Below are 18,558 nucleotides of genomic sequence, written 5' to 3' on the forward strand. Positions count from 1 at the left end.
AATTATGATCATAAAAATAAAGAAGAGAACTCAATTATAATTCATCTAAAATAGAAGAAAAACTAACTTCAAAAGAAAATGAAGAATTTTAGCAAGATTTGTTGTGTATTTTTTATTTTATTGAGTAGTAATTTTTCTGATAAAAAAGCGTCGGCACAAATTCAATCAACTCCTTCTGAAAATCTCCTCAGAAATCGCTACTATTTCAAACTAGGATTACAACAAGTAGATAATATTTGCCAGTCTTTCACCAGTTCCAGTCTTAAAAATGATTGTAATAAAATATTGAGTGAAACTACTTTTTTTGATCCTGATGCGGTTTTTTTCTGCGAACAAAAATTTAATATATCTTCTCGAACTATCACTTGCTTTAAATATATTCAAGATAAATTCTATGTAGAATCAGAATTAAAAGACTGTGGAAACTCCATGAATTATTCTAATATTTTTAAATGTTTAAGCAAAAAAGGAAGACCATACATTTAATTAACCTGAGTTTGGGATAAATTTTCATTTATGAGTGATGGCAAAAAGGGCAAGGGGCAAACCCCCCTTTATCCCCCCTCGAGAGGGGGGAGGGCAAAGGTAAATAGTGAATAGTTGATAATTACTGGTTACTCGTTACTCGTTACTTTCTTCTAAAACCTGAAACCTGAAACCTGAAACCTGAAACCTTATCCCCCTATCCCCAACACCTGACACCTACCCTTAAACGAACTGAGGTTAAATACCTAAACTCCTAGGATTCTAGTTTAATTTTAACGGGACTGACTTTCCAGATTTCATCGCAATATTCTTTAATGGTGCGATCGCTCGAAAATTTACCCATTCTGGCACTATTGAGTATAGCCATTCTCGTCCATTTTTCTTGATCTCTGTAAGTTATCGCAACTTGTTTTTGACATTCAATATAGGAGTGATAGTCTGCCATTAGCATATAAGGATCATCATATAAGAGTTGATCGACAATAGGCTTAAATAGTTCGGTGTTACCGTGACTAAATGTACCATCTTTAATGCGATCAATTACATCCCGTAATTCTTGATTTTGTTCATAGTAAGAGTGGGGATTATAACCTTCTGCTTTACGACGATAGACTTCTTCGGCGGTTAAACCAAAGAGGAAGAAATTTTCTGCACCCGCTTCTTCTCGAATTTCAATATTAGCACCATCTAAAGTACCAATAGTTAACGCCCCATTCATGGCAAATTTCATATTACCAGTTCCTGAAGCCTCTTTTCCTGCGGTGGAAACCTGTTCTGATAAGTCGGCGGCAGGGTAGATTTTTTGTCCCAGAGAAACGTTAAAGTTAGGTAAGAAAATTACTTTTAAGCGTCCTCGCACATCAGGATCAGAGTTAACAACTTCTGCGACACTGTTAACTAATTTAATAATTAATTTCGCCATAAAGTAGCCCGGAGCCGCTTTTCCGCCAAAAATGAAGGTGCGAGGGTAAATATCAGCGTCTGGGTTGCGTTTAATGCGGTTATAGAGGTCAATTATATGCAATACCATCAAGTGTTGACGTTTATATTCATGAATGCGTTTCACTTGTACATCAAAGATGGAATTAACATCGACTTCGATACCTAATTTTTTGAAAATGTGTTCTGCTAAACGTTGTTTATTAGCTTTTTTGATTTCCCGCCATTCACTGCAAAATTGTGCATCATCAACAAATTTTTCTAGTTGACGCATTTGGTTTAAGTCTTTTAACCAACCATCACCAATTTTTGAGGTAATTAGTTTAGATAAGAGGGGGTTACTGAGTAAAATCCAACGACGGGGGGTAACTCCATTGGTTTTGTTAAAGAATTTTTCGGGCCACAAGAAAGCAAAAGCGCGTAGAGTGTCTTGTTTTAACAACTCTGTATGTAAGGCGGCAACACCATTAATGGCGTGACTTCCTACACAAGCTAGGTGTGCCATGCGGACTTTTTTATCTTCTCCTTCTTCAATTAAGGATACTTGATCGATAATTTCATGGTTTTCATGATACCAAGAACGTACATTTTCGAGGAAAAGATGATTGATATGGTAAATAATCTCCATGTGACGAGGTAGAAGTTTTTCCATGAGATTAACAGACCATTTTTCCAATGCTTCTGGCATCAGGGTATGGTTAGTATAAGAAAGGGTTTTTTGAGTAATATCCCATGCTTGTGTCCATTCCATACCGTGTTCATCTATTAAAAGACGCATTAATTCAGCAACGGCGATGGCTGGATGAGTATCATTAAGTTGAATGGCAAAGCGTTCGTGGAAGTTGTCTAAACTGGTGTTGTTACGTAGATGTAAGCGAATTAGGTCTTGCAAAGATGCAGAGACAAAAAAGTATTGTTGTGCTAGTCTTAATTCTTTCCCTGCGGGGGTGTTATCGTTGGGGTAAAGAACTTTGGAAATAGTTTCTGAGTTGATTTTTTCTTCAACGGCGCGATCGTAGTTTCCTGCGTTAAAGGCTTCAAAGTTAAAGGCTTCACTCGCTTCTGCTTTCCACAATCTTAAGGGGTTAACGGTATTGGTTTTGTAACCCGGCACGGGAGTATCATGGGGAATAGCGACAACGGTACGATCAGGAATCCAAGATACCCTATACTGTCCTTTACTGTCGTGATAACCTTGAGTATGGCCACCGAGTTTGATTTCTACGGTTTCATCGGGACGTGGTAATTCCCAAGGGTTGCCAAATCTTAACCAGTTATCAGGAATTTCTGCTTGCCAACCATCTCTAATTAATTGGTAAAAAATGCCGAATTCATAACGAATCCCGTAACCAATAGCGGGAATTTCCAAAGAAGCCAGAGAATCTAAGAAACAAGCCGCTAATCTTCCTAAACCACCGTTTCCTAATCCGGGGTCTGGTTCTTGTTCTAATAATTCCTCTAAGTCTAGTCCTAATTCTTTTAATACTTCTTCGATTTCTTGATAAATGTCGAGATTAACTAAATTATTGCCTAGGTGACGACCCATCAAAAATTCTGCGGATAGATAACACACTATTTTGGTGCGATTTTTTTTGTAGGTATCTGTTGTTTTTAAGAAGCGGTGTAGTAATCTATCTCTTATGGTATAAGCTAAAGCGACGTAATAGTCGTAATTACTAGCATCAGAACGATTTATGCCCTGAATATAAAATAAGTTGTCCAAAAACGCTCTTTTCAAGGTTTCTGAACTCATCCCGGTGCGATCGTCCTCTACTCTTATCGTAGGTTCTTCTTTTGCAGAATTGTTACGAAATAGACCGGATGTGGTTTTCTTAATCATACTTAATTGATTTTCAATACTCTCTATACTCTTTAGGTTATATGATTTTCTCACAATTAGAATATTTTTTTTCTTCTATTTAACTTCTGTAAGTCAAGATTACCCTACATTTGTTGTTATGTACTTTCAATCGTATATTTTTGTTGGTAAAAACCTTAAAATAACTTTATATTTATTAACATAGCGTCACTATTTTTAATCTTGTAAGATGTTAAGCTCTTGCGGTTGGCTTTCGATATAATCTTTTTTTTCAATAATTTTTCGTAGGTTTTTAATTCTATTTTGGGGAGATGGGTGACTTGAGAAAAAGGACAGTTTATTTGAATTATTTTCTTTCTTTTCTAAAGTTTCAAAAAATGCGATCGCACCTCCTACATGACCATAATATTTATTTAAAATATCTAATCCAAATTCATCTGCTTTCATTTCTTGTCTTTGAGAATATTGAGTATTAATAATAACATTAGCAAGATCAACTCCAGAACTAAAAATATCTAAATCACCAATAATTGAACTAATTATTAATTTAAATAAGAGCATATTTCCCAAACTTCTTAAATGGTCTCGATGGGCAAAATGTCCTATTTCATGACCTAAAATCATTACCAATTCATTTTCTGATTTTAATTCTTTTAATAATCCTTCATAAACTACAATCTTATTCCCGGGTATAGCTAAGGCATTGACTGTATTTTCAGGAACATAAATAACTTCATAATTTCTTTTTACATTATTTTTATTAGGTAATAATGTTTCGATTTCATCAACAAGCACATTTAGTTGTTGAGAGATATTTGAGTTTTCTTTTTCAGGGGCAATTTGTTCAATAATTAAATTACCTATTTTTTCCTCAACTTCAAGGGGAACTAAATAAATCAGTTGGTTAAATAAATAAAAAATTAAGAAAATTAAAAAAGTTAATGTTCCCCCAAATAGAAAAAATATTGTTAATAATTGACGCTTATTTGGTTCAGGATTTTTATTCTCAATAATGGGGGATTTAAAAGACATTTTATCTTAATAATCTTAAGAGTAGCTATTCTGATTTTAGCTCAAATATTTCACTGTAAGAAGCAACTAAAGCCATTACCATAATTGGGGCAGTAATCGCCCTTAAAATTCTTTTTCCTAAAGACACCTCTTGAAAACCAGATGCGATCGCATTTTCTATTTCCTTAGGAGTCCAACCTCCTTCACAACCAGTGGCAATAATTATTTCTGAGGGAGGATTATCTTGAAAATCTTGTTGACAAAACTCCATTAAATGAGGGGCGTTACTCCGGGCGGAAGCAATATATTTTGGGTTATTATTTAGTTTAAATTGCTCAAATAGCACTTTTATAGGCATTGGTTCAGCAATATAGGGCAAAATTTGTCTTTCTGACTGTTCAACCGCTTCTAAGGCAATTTTTCGCCATCTTTCTAATTTATTTTCCTTTGGTTTTAATAAAGTGCGATCGCTTATAGCAGGGTATAATTTAGTAACCCCTAACTCTGTAGTGCAACGAATAATATCTTCAAAACCGCTACCCTTTGGCAAAGCCACAATCAAACTCACCGCCGTAGTTAACTCCCTATTTTCCCGAAAAGATGTAACAATTTCGTTACCAGTCACCGTTAATTTTACCTGCCAACAATTACCCCTACCATCCATAGCAATAAAATCATCACCACTATTTAACCGCACTACCCTACGTAAATAATGCTCTTGATCTGATTTTAAGATGATACAATTACCTTGTTTCTGTTGAGGGTCAATAACTAAACGATACAAATGAAAATCCTTCCATAACAAGCCAAAAAACTACTCTATCTTAACCTGAGTTCGGGATAAATTTTTTTGGTTGCGGTAAGAAAAAAGTAGAAATAATTTGAGTAATTATTGAACAACTAGACTAAAGGGTCAAAAATTATAGCTTAATTAACAAAAGCCTTACAAAACAGAAGACAAAACGATGATACATTAAGAGATTGTATTTAATCAATTACTTATTTTCAGGCATATATAAAATGGTCAATACGACAAAAAAAACCATAGACGATAAAACCGTTGTCAAAGAATATTTTAACGCCACCGGTTTCGAGCGCTGGCGTAATATTTACGGCGAAGGAAAAGTTAATAAAGTGCAATTAGACATCCGCCAAGGGCATCAACAAACCATTGACACCGTTGTTAGTTGGCTTAAAGATGACGGTAACTTATCTCAACTCTCAATTTGTGACGCAGGATGTGGAGTCGGAAGTTTAACCCTTCCCCTTGCCCAAGAAGGTGCAACAGTTTACGCTAGCGATATTTCCGCCAAAATGGTAGGAGAAGCCGCAGAAAGAATTAAACAAGTGATGAAAAATCCCCGCAATATTAGATTGGGGGTGCAAGATTTAGAATCTATTAGGGGAAGTTATGACACGGTTATCTGTTTAGATGTTCTCATTCACTATCCCACAGAAGATGCCGCAAAAATGATTAATCACCTATCATCCCTAACAAAATCTCGATTGATTCTTAGCTTTGCTCCTAAAACTTTCTTTCTGACTCTATTAAAACGCATTGGTGAATTTTTCCCTGGCCCCAGCAAGACAACCCGTGCCTATCAACATAAAGAGGAAGATATTGTTAAAATCCTTCAAGATAACGGCTTTCAAATTAAACGCACTGGTATGACGAGTACAAGTTTTTATTATTCTCGCATTTTAGAGGCAGTCAGATAATTTTACTGGAACTCACTTCAGTTCGATATAAGAATATCTGCTAAACGGTAGGTATTCGGTAAAACAAACTAAATAAGAGACGATTTAACAAATGATTGTGGGTTGAATAGTATTCAACCCCTACGGAAAATTCTATCATCAAAGCGATGACATTGAAAAATGATATTGACAACTTTTAAGGCAAGTGTTACATTAAAGTTATGGATTTAGAAACATTAGAAAATAACCATCAAGAATGGTTAATTGATGAATTTGTGGAGGTAGCTAATCGATTATTACCTCTTTATCTTCCTGATATTAAAGGTAATAGCAAAGTTAAAGAAGAAATTAACACTCGCCTAGTGCGCAGTTACACCAGTCAAAGGTTGATGGATGAGCCTATTCGCCAAAATCGTTATGCTTTTTATCGTTATCGTCATCTCTTGCAGTTATTGTTGATTAAACGTTTACTCAGTGATGGTATCGGCACAACAGCAATTAATGATTTACTTACCTCGAAAACTAACGAGGAGTTAAAAAGTTTATTAATCGGAGGTATTTCTCTTAATCTTACTACGGCTCATCCCCCGTTACAATCAATCCACAATTCAACTAATTCCGCTTTGGATTTTCTCGCTGATTTAAAAGGAAAAAGAAGTCAATCACCATCAACTATCAGAGGTAACGTTAAACAAAAAAGCCAGTCATCACCCGCACCGAATCAAGATACCATGTCTGCGTTAGATGAGACTTATAATCATCAAAATTTATTAGATAAGGAAGAGAGTTGGACTCGTTTAAGGATTTTAGATGGTTTGGAGTTACATATTCGTGATGATTTTGTTTATCCCAATAGTCTTAAAGAGCGAGAATCTTTAATAGAACTTTTCCGCAATATTTTAAGTAAATTCTTCAAAAGGAGACAGTTATGAGCATTATCAAACCTCAAGTACAATTTATCTGTTTAAGGGATGCTATTGCTTCTGATAGCGTTACTAATCTCGATGTGATTGTCAGAATCACCATACCAGAAATCCAGACTAATCGACAACGCCCTCCCCTTAATTTAGGGTTGGTAATTGATCGCTCTGGTTCGATGGGAGGTGATAAAATCAGGTATGCCCGTCAGGCGGCTATTTATGCGGTGCAACAGTTATCGGAGTCAGACAGAATTAGTGTTACCATTTATGATGATCAAGTAGAAGTGATTATTCCCTCTCAACACGCTACCGATAAACAGAATATCATTAATCGCATCAATGGCATCACTCCTCGCAATATGACGGCATTGTATGATGGTTGGTTAGAAGGGGCGACTCAAGTGAGTAAGTATCTGCAACCGGAACGTTTAAGCCGTGTTATTCTGTTATCCGATGGTTTAGCTAATGTGGGGGAAACGAATCCTGATGTCATTGGAAATGATGTTAATGGCTTGAGTAAACGGGGTGTTAACACTACGACTATGGGCATCGGGGATGATTTTAATGAAGATTTGATGCAGGGAATGGCGTTATCTGGGGATGGTAATTATTACTTTATCCAAAATCCTGATCAGTTACCAAGTATTTTCAATGCTGAGTTACAGGGGATTATGGCAACTATCGGGCAGAAGGTGAGTTTGGGCATTAAAACTTTTGCACCTGTGGAATTGGTGGATGTGTTTAATGATTTGGATAAAACGGAGTTTGGTAATTACAAGTTACCGAATCTAGTGGCAGGAAATGATATTGATGTAGTTTTACGGTTGAAAATCCCCCCTATGACTAATTCTGTACCGTTGGTGGATTTTCGTTTGGCTTATGATGATAATGAAACTCAGTCAAGAAAGGTAACTCATCATCAGTTACAGTTACCTGTGGTTAATTCCGCCCAGTTGCATGATTATCTTTTTAATGAGGAGGTAAAGGCAAAAGTCGCTCAGTTAATGGCTTCACGGGCAAAAGAAGAGGCGATCGCATCTTTAGATCGAGGGGATGTTTGGGGTACAAAAGAGCGTTTACAGGAGGCAAAAGAAGAAATGATGTCTTCTGGGGTGTGTTTTGATATGATAGCCCCTGAAGTGGCAGAAATAGACAATTTATTGGAGAATTTAGAAAGGGGAGAGAGTAAATCCATGCGGAAAAAAGCTCTGTTTCAAAATTATAGCAAACGTCGTAATCGTTAATAAAGGTGCGATCGTTGTAAGCCCTTCGGGGCTTCATCAAAAAATATTAGAGGAAAACTGCATAAATTGCTAAAGTCAACCAAACAAATCTATAAATTTATAAGTCATTCAATTTATTCTTCTTGTTCACAAATATTCTTAATTTCTTGTTCTGAAATATCATTTTTTAACACTAATTGATAATGTTTTTCTTCCACAACAGAAAGACGAAGTTTTTCCTGACTTTCTTCTACAGATAACTCTAAAATAGCTACATCATTATCACTTAAAAACTGCAAAGCAATAGGCTTACAAATTAAATTCGGATAGCGAATTTTACAAAATTCTATATCTTGCATGACTTGTACAATACCAAAGCTATCACCCGGTGATTTCGCTTGACAAGGTAAAACAAAATGAGCACCTCTTTTATTAATTCCTAAATAAATTTCATCTATTTCAATTTGTCCAATAGTATCTATACTGGTTCTTAAATGATTTTGAATTGAATAGCAAGTTAATCCAGTAAATAAGTCAATTAGTCGATTATATCGAACTTTAGTTAATAAGGCTTGTTCATCCATACCCGGTGCATAACGTTTAACAATTTCAGGAGTCGCATCTGGTATTTTTATTAACTGTCTATTTTTTGTTACTTCAATTTTTCCTGGAGTTGCTTGTCTAAATTCGTATGAAGCTCTACCAGTACCAACTATAATCCAATCAGTATTTTCAGGAGCTTTATTCTTGATGGAATCAGGTAAATCTTTTCTAAATCGATATTTATAGGGAATATCTCCTAAATTTTTTATTCTACTGATATTTAAAGTATCACAGGCTTTAGCTAATTCTTCTCTAACAAATGATACTTTTTCATCACCTTCCTTATAATTATTAAAGAAAACTGTTTCTATAATGGCGTCATATTTATATTTACTCATAAAACATTCATTTCTAATCTTTTTCTTTTCGGAATTATATCATTAGAAACATTCCAGTAATTTGATGCTTTGTCCATGTTATAAGCCATAAATTCTAAATCAATTTTTTCTAATTTTCTCACTTCTAATTGGTTAATATCCACTTCTAAAACTTTAATTATTTCGTCACCAATTCCCTTAGCTAACATGGGAATAACTGCGTTGCCAATTTCTCGAAAACCATGCCAAATTGTCTCATGAAATAAAAACCAATCGGGAAATGTGTGCAGTCTTCCAGCTTCCCGAACTGTAATACATCTCGGTTGATTGTAGTGGATTGGACGAGCTGCGGTGTAAGCCCCTTTATCTCTGGCAGTTCCCGCCCTTAACGTATTACATAATCCTGTAGGTGAAAGTTTCAAGAAACGGCTGGTTTTTTCCACTTCCCCTTGAGGGGTATTTTGAAAACGTTGTTTTGATTTTTCTGTATGGTTTGAGCCTACATGATTATAAACTAAATTATCTCGTTGTCGATCATGGCATAATCCATAAATACCTTGAGGTTTTAAAGCAAAATTACGTCTAAACCCTGAATAATCCAGTTTATTTGCGTCTATACTCTCATTTTTCCCGATAAAAGCAGGAATATTGCTTAAATCATTGATAGTATTTTCCACATCATTATATTCCTTTGTTTCGAGGGGATAGTTAACAGGTTGCATATCATGACGACTACCCATAAGGATAAGGCGTTTTCGCTTCTGAGGTGCGCCAAAAAGACTTGCATCGAGAATTTTAATAGGTTTGGCGATATGATAACCCAATGATTCAAATTCGTTAATTAACTCTTCTAAAAATTGTTTATGACTACCAACAGCGATACCGGGTACATTCTCAAAGACAAAATATTTCGGTTGTAAATCTCGAATCACTCGCACATACTGGAATACCAATGAGTTACGAGGATCATCTAATTGTCTTTTTCCCATGAGAGAAAAACCTTGACAGGGTGGACCTCCTGCGATTAAATCAACCTCATCAATACCTTTAGCTTGGAGAATCCCTTTTAAATAGTCGGTGTTGAGATGGTTTATGTCTTGACAAATAGTGTGGGTGTAGGGAAAATTGAGATGATGAATTAAGGCATGGATTGCGTCAAATTCTACGGCTACGGCAACATCAAATCCAGAGGCTTCTAAACCTAATGACATTCCTCCACATCCTGAAAAAAGGTCAATTACGGTTGGTCTCTTCATCATTTTAACATAACACTACCTGTTAACTTTATCAGGAAAAAGATTTTATTTCAAGAGCAATTTATTTAAAAGAGTAGTTATTATGTAATTATCTGTCATTGAATTACTTTAAAATCGTAAACACCGATTTCTGTGGGTGGAGAGGTTCGATCGCATTTTGTGTAAGGGATGAGGTGCGATCATAATATTTTCCTTTTTAACTTGAAATTTTAAATCCTATTATATTATAATCAGTCAATCAAATCTTTAAATCCTTACCCCATTTGACACAATGACAGTAATTTGTCACCGATGACAATTGATTTGGCACTGTACAGTAGAATAATCGGGATGACAGGATTTGAACCTGCGACCCCTTCGTCCCGAACGAAGTGCGCTACCAAGCTGCGCTACATCCCGCTATCGTTTAATAATCATAACATATCTTGAATATCAAATCATTTTTCATCTTAGAATTCATCGGGTTTAATTAAATTTCTCATTTTCACAATACCCTTTTTTATTCTTCTGGATACGGTTATCACGCTCACTCCTAAAATATCGGCAGTTTCTTTTTGGGTTAAATCTTGTAAAAATACGAATTCTAAAACCTTGCGAGTACCATCCTCTAGTTGAGATAAAGCATTTTGTAAACGAATTTTATCTTCCTGTGCCAACTGAAAACTACGATATTGATGATCAGGTAAACAGTCCCCTAAAGTGCTACGCTCATCTTCATCATTGGCATTAATATCTAGGCTAATAGGTTCTCGATTTTGATGAGCTAGTTTAACATCATGCCATTCCTGTAAAGAAACTCCTAATTCCCTTGCAATTTCTTGATCTGTGGGCTGTCGATTTAATTCATTTCTGAGTTTTCTTACAATGCGGTTAGACTGATTCTTTAACTCTAAGCAACGACGAGGAATCCTAATAGAATAACCTTTATCTCTTAAATAATGTTGTATTTCTCCTCTGACATAAGGAACAGCGAAGGAACTAAAAGCAAAACCTTTTTCTATATCGTAGCGATCAATTGCCCTGATTAAACCAATACAACCTACTTGTAATAAATCATCATAATTCTCCTGACACTGATTCAACCAATGACACACCTCTTTACGCACCAATCCCATATTCAACTCTAAAATTTGGTTTCTGACCCTCAAATCTCGATTTTGTCTATAATTTACAAAAAGTTTTTCGTTTTCTTGTTTATACTCAGAGTGTGTTTTTAAAGTAGTCATAATTCTTATCTCAATTTATACTAAAGTCAACACAGATTGGTCGCATCATAATTAATATCAAAGCAAGATACTATCAAAATTATATTTAAACTTTCATTTTTAATCTATATTTTATTGTATTTGATCAAGTTATCTAAAAACAACAGGGTATTCACTGTATTTTTTTATTAATTTTGTCTAAAGCATAAATTATTTATCACTATTTATACTGATAAACTATCGGCAATTTATCGGGGGAAAAATTTATCATAATTAAATTATTTTATTGTTTTTGTTTACATTAATTAATATAAAATAACCTAAAGATTTATTAATTTTTTTTCTGAGTAAATTTATACAAGATAGATAAATATGCAAGAAGATATTTTTATTCGGCAAAAACAGTTTTTTTTCGATATTTGGGCTAAATTTTACGACTTTACTCTTACTACCGTCTTTTATCAAGCAATTCATACCCGTTTATTAGATTATATTAATTTACCTTCTTCTCCTTTGATTTTGGATTTAGGGTGTGGTACAGGAAAATTGCTGAATCGATTAGCAGAGAAATTTTCCGATTTAAAAGGGATAGGGGCGGATTTATCGCCAGAAATGCTGACTAAAGCCCGTTTAGCAAATACCCATCATCCCCGTTTAATCTTTGTCCGTGCTGATGCTCATGATTTACCTTTTGCAAATAATCAATTTGATGCAGTTTTTAATACAATTAGCTTTTTGCATTATCTACAGCCAGAAAAGGTTTTTCAGGAAGTGGCTAGGGTTTTAAAAAAAGGCGGTTATTTTTATTTAGCGGATTATTTAGGAAATAATCAAATGAAAAAAATATTTTTCACTCCGGGAGGTATTCGTTTTTATGATCAAGTTCAAAGACAAAAATTAGCTTCACAGGCTGGATTAATTACAGTTGACCATCAGTATATTTTAGGTGGGGTGGTTTTAACGATTTTCCAACGTCCATAATTAAGAAATACTTAACCTGAGTTCGACTTACCTAATATTTATTGGACATGAATGGGTTTCGGGTGGCAGGTTTCAGGTTTTTTATTAGCAACATTAACATTGAGTTAAGTCAGTTAAAAATTAAGAAGAAAAAAATCAATAAACATAAGTTTTTTGTCAATTATTATCACTTTTCTTTCTTTCCTCTTCCCTTCTCTCTCTATTATTTTTTGTTACTTTATTATGGTTAAAGTTTTTTATGGTTTGTTATTATTTAGGACTTGATTTTGGTACTTCGGGAGCAAGGGGTATAGTTATCGATGAAAATCAAAATCAAATTCTTTGTCTAAAAACAGCTGATTTTCCTGCTCAAATTCCCTATTATTGGCAGAGAGGATTAGATGAGTTACTCTCACAAATACCTCGTTATGTTACTCAAAAATTAGATGCGATCGCACTTGATGCAACTTCTAGCACTACTCTTTTATTAGATAAAAATGGGCAAATTTTGAGTGAGCCACTTTGGTACAATGACGCAAGGGGAAAACAATACTTAGAGGAAATCAAATCTTTTGCCCCAGAAAATCATCTGGTTTTGAGTGCCACTTCTACCTTAGCGAAAATTTTTTGGTGGTATCGTCAAGGATTAACAGAAAAAGCCACTCATTTGCTACATCAAGCAGATTGGTTAGGATTCCTATTGCATGGAAAAAGAGGCGTTAGCGACTACCACAACGCTCTTAAATTAGGTTATGATGTGGAATCTTTGAGTTACCCTTCTTGGCTGGAAAACTTACCCTTTTTCTCTCTTTTGCCGAACGTAAAAGCACCGGGTGAGACTATAGGGGAAATAATACCTTCCGTGGCGGAAAAATATCAAATTAACCCCCATTGCTTAATTAAAGCAGGAACAACAGACAGTATCGCCGCTTTTCTTGCCAGTGGTGTAAAAACTTCAGGGGAGGCAGTTACTTCTTTAGGCTCGACCTTAGTTTTGAAGTTACTGAGTAAGACAAAGATTGATGATAGTCGTTATGGGATTTATAGCCATCGATTGGGGGATTTATGGTTAGTAGGTGGAGCATCAAATACAGGAGGGGCAGTTTTAAAACATTTTTTCTCCGATGATGAATTAAATGACCTTAGCCAAAAAATTGACTATAATACCTGTACTAATTTACAATACTATCCCTTATTAGAAAAAGGCGATCGCTTTCCTCTCAATAATCCTGATTTAGAACCAAAATTATCCCCCCGCCCTGATAACCCAATCTTATTCTTACAAGGTTTACTCGAGGGCATAGCTGCGATCGAATCTCAAGGTTACAAATTATTACAAAAATTAGGAGCAACACCCCTTTCTCAAGTTTATACTGCTGGAGGAGGGGCAAAAAACGAGACATGGCGCTTAATCAGAGAAAAATATCTACAAGTACCCATATCTATTTCCGCTAACACCGAAGCGGCTTATGGCAGTGCCTTAATAGCTAGTGGACTGAGTATTTCCAATTTAAGTTAGAATAGAAAATTAGAGAATAAATGGCAGAATCGATTTTCTGATAATTAAACAAAATAATGCTTAATCCGAACTTAGAAGCAATAGAACTTAATAAGGAAGAGTACGAAAGGTATGCCAGACATATTATTTTGCCTGAAGTGGGTTTAGAAGGGCAAAAACGTCTGAAAGCCGCTAGTGTACTCTGTGTTGGAACAGGAGGACTAGGTTCTCCTTTAATTCTTTACTTAGCCGCCTCTGGTATTGGTAGAATCGGTATAGTTGATTTTGATGTGGTTGACACTTCCAACCTGCAAAGACAAATTATCCACAGTACTTCATGGGTTGGAAAACCCAAAATTGAATCGGCAAAACATCGTATTTTGGAAATTAATCCCGCCTGTCAAGTTGACTTATATGAGACTCGTTTGAGTTCAGAAAATGCCCTTTCTATTTTTGAACCCTACGACATTATTATTGACGGTACAGATAATTTCCCCACCCGTTATTTAGTCAACGATGCTTGTGTTTTGTTGAACAAACCTAATGTATATGGCTCTATTTTCCGCTTTGAAGGACAAGCAACAGTCTTTAACTATGAGGGAGGCCCCAACTATCGTGACTTATATCCTGAACCACCACCACCAGGAATGGTACCCTCTTGTGCAGAAGGCGGAGTTTTAGGGGTTTTACCCGGTATTATCGGCACAATTCAAGCCACCGAGGCTATTAAAATTATTTTGGGGGCAGAGACAACTTTAAGTGGTCGTTTATTGTTATTTAATGCTTGGGATATGAAATTCAGAGAACTGAAGTTACGTCCCAATCCCGTGCGCCCCGTAATTGAAAAATTAGTGGATTACGAAGAGTTTTGTGGTATTCCCCAAGCTCAAGCAGAGTCAGAAAAAGCTCAAGAAGAACTCCCAGAAATTACGGTACAAGAACTGAAATTCTTGTTAGAATCTCATCCCCATGATTATGTATTAATTGATGTGCGTAATCCTAATGAGCATGAAATTGCTCGTATCCCCGGCTCTGTTTTAGTTCCTTTATCTGATATTGAAAGTGGAGAAGGAGTACAAAAAATTAGAGAATTAGTTGATGTAAAAGGTCATCGTTTAATTGCTCATTGTAAAATGGGCGGACGTTCAACTAAGGCATTGCAAATTCTCAAAGAAGCAGGTATTGAGGGTATTAACGTCAAAGGGGGCATCTTGGCTTGGAGTCAGGAAGTTGATCCTTCCGTACCTTCTTATTAATTCAGGCAATAAAAAGGCAATTAACAATGGCTCTCTTATTTCTCATTGTGTAAATTATTGCTTAGGAAAAGGTGTCAGGTTGCAGGTGTCAGGTGTCAGGTGAAATAAAAATTGTTAATTTATAAAAAATTCATTTTGGTTATAATTTGCCCCATATCTTATAAGGTAATCAAGAAGGTTTTAGCAAAAGACTTGATAACCTTGAGTTCGGGATAAATTTTCATCTATAAGTGATGGCGAAAAGGGCAAGGGGCAAACCCCCCTTTGTCCCCCCTCGAGAGGGGGGAGGGCAAAGGTAAATAGTTGATAATTAAAAATTAAGAATTAAAAACCCCGAACCCTTGTACGGGCGCATGGCCATTCGCCCCTAACTAACTCCTAACTCATTACTTGTTTCTCCCATTTTCCATTACCGAACAGGCGAATATCACTACAGTAGAGTTCGGTGATCACACAAAAAATTACCCTAGCCTTCTTTAGATAAATCTGTCATCATAGAAGCAAGGCGCGCAATCTAGTTATTTTTGTTAAGAAAATTAACACTATTCATAATAGTCGATAGCTTAAATTGATCTGGTGCTTTAATTCAAAAATATTTTTGTAAAAGTGAACTTTTGTAAATAAATAAACGTCTATATAAAAAGTACAATAATGTTAAAAAAATAGTTTAAGCCATTAAAACTAGCATTATTATTAACAGGTTGGAAAAGTCCCGCCCAGAAAAACTACATTGAGCTGAAAGTTAGGAGAGAAAAAGCCCTATGTCCAATGCTAAAGTTACTGCAAATATTAATGATGTTGATAAAAGAAGAGTAAATACTGTAGATATGGTTCGTACCTATCTACAAGAGATCGGGAAAGTTCCTCTTTTAAGTCATGAGCAAGAAATTGTTTTTGGGAAACAGGTGCAACAAATGATGTCTCTCTACGAGGTGAAAGAAAACTTAGAGAAAAATTTGGAAAGAGAAGTAACCCTAGAGGAATGGGCTCAAAAAGCAGATAAAACCCCCAATGAGGTGAAAAAAATTATTCATCAGGGCAAACGGGCAAAACAAAAAATGATTGAGGCGAATTTACGGCTTGTGGTGGCGATCGCCAAAAAATATCAAAAGCGTAATATGGAGTTTTTAGATTTAATTCAAGAGGGTAGTCTTGGGTTAGAAAGAGGGGTGGAAAAATTTGACCCCACCAAGGGTTTTAAATTCTCTACTTACGCTTACTGGTGGATTCGTCAAGCCATTACCCGTGCGATCGCACAACAGGCTAGAACGATTCGTCTTCCTATTCATATCACAGAAAAACTTAATAAAATCAAAAAAACTCAGAGAGAATTATCTCAAAAATTGGGTAGAAGTCCTAGTCCTAATGAAATAGCCGAGGCTTTACAGTTAGAACCTGCTCAGATTAGGGAATATTTCAGTATTGCTCGTCAACCCATCTCTTTAGATGTCAAAGTTGGGGATAATCAAGATACGGAATTATCGGAACTTTTAGAAGACGAGGGCGTATCTCCAGATAACTATATTACTCAAGAGTTGATGCGTCAGGACTTACAAAAACTGTTGGGAGAATTAACTCCTCAACAACAGCAAGTAGTCAGACTCAGATTTGGTTTGGAAGATGGCAAGGAATTATCTCTGGCAAAAATTGGGCAAAGAATGAATATTAGTCGTGAAAGAGTACGTCAGTTAGAGCAACAGGCATTAGCTCATTTACGCAAAAAAAGAAGCAGTGTTAAAGAGTATATTGTTGCCAGTTAATTAGGGGTTATGAGGTGTCAGGTGTCAGGTGTCAGGTGTCAGGTTTTTTTAATTAACTACAAACTATAAACTATAAACTATTCACCTTTGCCTTTTTAAAAGAAGACACAGAGGGGTTTACCAGTTCCTTTGTCTCAATCACTAATTGTTAATTGCCTTTATCTTTACCCTAACTTTGAACTCAGTTTGTTTCCTGTCTCCAGTTGATGGGCTATTTGTAAGAGGGTTTTTTCATCTGCTGGTTTCCCTATTAGTTGCACCCCGATGGGTAAATTATCTTCTGTAAATCCCGTGGGAAGTGCGATCGCAGGTTGTCCTGTCGCATTAAAAGGAGGACAGGGATTAATCCAGTGAATAATCTTTTCTAGGGTTTTTTCAGGGGGTAAATCTGCCCATGCACCGATTTTGATTGGTGGTGACATATAAGTCGGTAAAAGCAATAAATCAAAATGGTCAAAAAAGCCGACTATCTGTCGAGAAATAACTTGCATTTGATGAACTGCCCTTAAGTAAGTACCTAAATCGGGAGAGTTTTGTTTTAACCACTGATTCATCGGATTAAGGATTTGTTCAGGGAATCCTGCCGCCGTAATGCCCGATTGCCAAATGATTTTAAAGGGTTCAACTAAGGTTGTAAAATCTGGACAAGCCTCTACTAACTCATGACCCATTTCTTGTAAATGAAGTGCGATCGCATCTACTTGGGTTTTTAAAATGGGGTCAACTTCTCCAGCAGGTAATACAGAAGTAGCAAAAGCAATTTTTAACTTACCGGTTTCCTGTGTTAAAGCGGAAAGAAACGAAGTCTCAGGATTTGGTAGCCAATAAGGATCCCCTGTAATATAACCTGCGATCGCATCTAATAAAGCGGCACTGTCTGCCACCGTACGACTTAAACAACCATGGGTTGCAATTCCCCCTTGATAATCCCCCACAGGGGCATTAGAAACTCGTCCTCGACTGGGCTTTAAACCCACTAAACCACAACAAAAAGCAGGACCTCTCACAGACCCTCCTCCATCAGAACCCGGAGCGATGGGCAATAATCCTCCCGCCACAGCGGAAGCCGCCCCTCCACTTGAGCCTCCGGCTGTATAATCAAGGTTATGAGGGTTACGACAAGGAAGTAAACCAATAGATTCGGTATAAGGTAGTGAACCTAACTCAGAGGTTGCGGTTTTGCCCACAATAATAAATCCTGCTTCCTTTATTTTACCTGTTATACCACAATCATAATCTGCAATTTGGTCTTTAACAAAACCATTACCATAACTTGTCGGCATACCTTTAACGGGGTATAAATCTTTAATGGCGGTGGGAATACCAAAAAAGAAGGGTAAGCAAGAGGTATCATCTACTTGGGCTAAGATTTCAGTTTTCTCCTTGGCTTCCTTGTGAGCTAAATCTAAGTCTAAATAAGTAAAAGCACCTAGTTTTGGGTTTTTTTCTTCTATTTGTGGAGCATAAAATTCAAGAACTTCTAGGGGAGAAATTTCTTTGCTGTGAATTAATTTACTCAACTCTACCGTTGATATTAAGCTAATATTTTTTTGATTGGTCATAAAAAAGAATTTGATCAAAAACTTAATTCCTAATGCCTAATTCCT

At 36.0% G+C, this 18,558-nt stretch carries 15 protein-coding genes and 1 tRNA gene; 8 read left to right on the forward strand and 8 right to left on the reverse strand.

Features of this window, described 5'->3' with window-relative positions; all coding sequences use genetic code 11:
• The first annotated feature begins 78 nt into the window (after nucleotides 1-78).
• Nucleotides 79-486 (forward strand): hypothetical protein, encoded by a 408-nt coding sequence (locus CYAN10605_RS12195; protein WP_015220256.1) that lies wholly within the window; start codon nucleotides 79-81, stop codon nucleotides 484-486.
• Between the two features lie 253 nt (nucleotides 487-739).
• Here the strand turns inward: CYAN10605_RS12195 and CYAN10605_RS12200 are convergent, their stop codons facing one another.
• The 3 genes from CYAN10605_RS12200 to CYAN10605_RS12210 all read right to left on the reverse strand — a co-directional run bounded on the left by CYAN10605_RS12200 (nucleotide 740) and on the right by CYAN10605_RS12210 (nucleotide 5,060).
• Nucleotides 740-3,265, reverse strand: a complete 2,526-nt coding sequence (locus tag CYAN10605_RS12200) for a glycogen/starch/alpha-glucan phosphorylase (RefSeq protein ID WP_041922503.1) — start codon at nucleotides 3,263-3,265, stop codon at nucleotides 740-742.
• Between the two features lie 195 nt (nucleotides 3,266-3,460).
• On the reverse strand, nucleotides 3,461-4,276 hold the full coding sequence (locus CYAN10605_RS12205) for a M48 family metallopeptidase (protein ID WP_015220258.1): 816 nt from the start codon (nucleotides 4,274-4,276) through the stop codon (nucleotides 3,461-3,463).
• Between the two features lie 25 nt (nucleotides 4,277-4,301).
• Nucleotides 4,302-5,060 carry a 16S rRNA (uracil(1498)-N(3))-methyltransferase gene (locus tag CYAN10605_RS12210; protein ID WP_241212765.1) on the reverse strand — a complete coding sequence of 253 codons (759 nt, stop codon included), beginning with the start codon at nucleotides 5,058-5,060 and terminating at the stop codon, nucleotides 4,302-4,304.
• A 215-nt stretch (nucleotides 5,061-5,275) separates the two neighbouring features.
• On the opposite strand from CYAN10605_RS12210, the gene bchM reads away from it, so the two are divergent.
• The 3 genes from bchM to CYAN10605_RS12225 all read left to right on the forward strand — a co-directional run bounded on the left by bchM (nucleotide 5,276) and on the right by CYAN10605_RS12225 (nucleotide 8,117).
• Entirely contained in the window at nucleotides 5,276-5,974 is a 699-nt protein-coding gene (gene bchM / locus CYAN10605_RS12215; RefSeq protein WP_015220260.1) for a magnesium protoporphyrin IX methyltransferase, read from the forward strand.
• 200 nt (nucleotides 5,975-6,174) lie between these two features.
• Nucleotides 6,175-6,885 carry a MerR family transcriptional regulator gene (locus CYAN10605_RS12220; protein ID WP_015220261.1) on the forward strand — a complete coding sequence of 237 codons (711 nt, stop codon included), beginning with the start codon at nucleotides 6,175-6,177 and terminating at the stop codon, nucleotides 6,883-6,885.
• A complete protein-coding gene (locus CYAN10605_RS12225) occupies nucleotides 6,882-8,117 on the forward strand; it encodes a vWA domain-containing protein (RefSeq protein ID WP_015220262.1) in 1,236 nt (411 codons plus the stop codon). The genes CYAN10605_RS12220 and CYAN10605_RS12225 overlap by 4 nt, the downstream gene beginning before the upstream one ends.
• A gap of 113 nt (nucleotides 8,118-8,230) precedes the next feature.
• Here CYAN10605_RS12225 and CYAN10605_RS12230 read toward each other — a convergent pair whose 3' ends face one another.
• The 4 genes from CYAN10605_RS12230 to CYAN10605_RS12245 form a co-directional block, all read right to left on the reverse strand.
• Nucleotides 8,231-9,037 carry an endonuclease gene (locus CYAN10605_RS12230; protein ID WP_015220263.1) on the reverse strand — a complete coding sequence of 269 codons (807 nt, stop codon included), beginning with the start codon at nucleotides 9,035-9,037 and terminating at the stop codon, nucleotides 8,231-8,233.
• Nucleotides 9,034-10,275 (reverse strand): DNA cytosine methyltransferase, encoded by a 1,242-nt coding sequence (locus CYAN10605_RS12235; protein WP_041922504.1) that lies wholly within the window; start codon nucleotides 10,273-10,275, stop codon nucleotides 9,034-9,036. Before CYAN10605_RS12235 ends, CYAN10605_RS12230 begins: the two co-directional genes overlap by 4 nt.
• 322 nt (nucleotides 10,276-10,597) lie before the next feature.
• Nucleotides 10,598-10,671: transfer RNA gene (locus CYAN10605_RS12240), tRNA-Pro, on the reverse strand.
• 50 nt (nucleotides 10,672-10,721) lie between these two features.
• Nucleotides 10,722-11,498: an RNA polymerase sigma factor SigF gene (locus tag CYAN10605_RS12245; protein ID WP_015220265.1), complete on the reverse strand. Its 777-nt coding sequence runs from the start codon at nucleotides 11,496-11,498 to the stop codon at nucleotides 10,722-10,724.
• 351 nt (nucleotides 11,499-11,849) lie between these two features.
• Here CYAN10605_RS12245 and CYAN10605_RS12250 point away from each other — a divergent pair, with 351 nt between their 5' ends.
• The 4 genes from CYAN10605_RS12250 (at nucleotide 11,850) to CYAN10605_RS12265 (ending at nucleotide 16,951) form a co-directional block, all read left to right on the forward strand.
• Complete coding sequence (locus CYAN10605_RS12250) at nucleotides 11,850-12,458, forward strand: class I SAM-dependent methyltransferase (protein WP_015220266.1); 609 nt, start codon at nucleotides 11,850-11,852, stop codon at nucleotides 12,456-12,458.
• A 238-nt stretch (nucleotides 12,459-12,696) separates the two neighbouring features.
• Nucleotides 12,697-13,956 carry an FGGY-family carbohydrate kinase gene (locus CYAN10605_RS12255; protein ID WP_015220267.1) on the forward strand — a complete coding sequence of 420 codons (1,260 nt, stop codon included), beginning with the start codon at nucleotides 12,697-12,699 and terminating at the stop codon, nucleotides 13,954-13,956.
• 56 nt (nucleotides 13,957-14,012) lie between these two features.
• Entirely contained in the window at nucleotides 14,013-15,191 is a 1,179-nt protein-coding gene (gene moeB / locus CYAN10605_RS12260) for a molybdopterin-synthase adenylyltransferase MoeB (RefSeq protein WP_015220268.1), read from the forward strand.
• Nucleotides 15,192-15,952: 761 nt separating this feature from the next.
• Nucleotides 15,953-16,951 carry an RNA polymerase sigma factor, RpoD/SigA family gene (locus CYAN10605_RS12265; RefSeq protein WP_015220269.1) on the forward strand — a complete coding sequence of 333 codons (999 nt, stop codon included), beginning with the start codon at nucleotides 15,953-15,955 and terminating at the stop codon, nucleotides 16,949-16,951.
• Between the two features lie 164 nt (nucleotides 16,952-17,115).
• On the opposite strand, the gene CYAN10605_RS12270 is transcribed toward CYAN10605_RS12265, so the two are convergent.
• Nucleotides 17,116-18,513, reverse strand: a complete 1,398-nt coding sequence (locus CYAN10605_RS12270) for an amidase (protein WP_015220270.1) — start codon at nucleotides 18,511-18,513, stop codon at nucleotides 17,116-17,118.
• Nucleotides 18,514-18,558 lie beyond the last annotated feature (45 nt).

It is taken from the genome of Cyanobacterium aponinum PCC 10605, assembly GCF_000317675.1.
Taxonomy (GTDB): Bacteria; Cyanobacteriota; Cyanobacteriia; order Cyanobacteriales; family Cyanobacteriaceae; genus PCC-10605.

Coding starts and splice junctions, on each gene's coding strand:
- CYAN10605_RS12220 (WP_015220261.1), top strand. CDS start 6,175: ATGGATTTAGAAACATTAGAAAATAACCATCAAGAATGGTTAATTGAT.
- CYAN10605_RS12265 (WP_015220269.1), top strand. CDS start 15,953: ATGTCCAATGCTAAAGTTACTGCAAATATTAATGATGTTGATAAAAGA.
- CYAN10605_RS12205 (WP_015220258.1), bottom strand. CDS start 4,276: ATGTCTTTTAAATCCCCCATTATTGAGAATAAAAATCCTGAACCAAAT.
- CYAN10605_RS12270 (WP_015220270.1), bottom strand. CDS start 18,513: ATGACCAATCAAAAAAATATTAGCTTAATATCAACGGTAGAGTTGAGT.
- CYAN10605_RS12250 (WP_015220266.1), top strand. CDS start 11,850: ATGCAAGAAGATATTTTTATTCGGCAAAAACAGTTTTTTTTCGATATT.
- moeB (WP_015220268.1), top strand. CDS start 14,013: ATGCTTAATCCGAACTTAGAAGCAATAGAACTTAATAAGGAAGAGTAC.
- CYAN10605_RS12245 (WP_015220265.1), bottom strand. CDS start 11,498: ATGACTACTTTAAAAACACACTCTGAGTATAAACAAGAAAACGAAAAA.
- CYAN10605_RS12230 (WP_015220263.1), bottom strand. CDS start 9,037: ATGAGTAAATATAAATATGACGCCATTATAGAAACAGTTTTCTTTAAT.
- bchM (WP_015220260.1), top strand. CDS start 5,276: ATGGTCAATACGACAAAAAAAACCATAGACGATAAAACCGTTGTCAAA.
- CYAN10605_RS12255 (WP_015220267.1), top strand. CDS start 12,697: ATGGTTTGTTATTATTTAGGACTTGATTTTGGTACTTCGGGAGCAAGG.
- CYAN10605_RS12235 (WP_041922504.1), bottom strand. CDS start 10,275: ATGATGAAGAGACCAACCGTAATTGACCTTTTTTCAGGATGTGGAGGA.
- CYAN10605_RS12225 (WP_015220262.1), top strand. CDS start 6,882: ATGAGCATTATCAAACCTCAAGTACAATTTATCTGTTTAAGGGATGCT.
- CYAN10605_RS12200 (WP_041922503.1), bottom strand. CDS start 3,265: ATGATTAAGAAAACCACATCCGGTCTATTTCGTAACAATTCTGCAAAA.
- CYAN10605_RS12195 (WP_015220256.1), top strand. CDS start 79: ATGAAGAATTTTAGCAAGATTTGTTGTGTATTTTTTATTTTATTGAGT.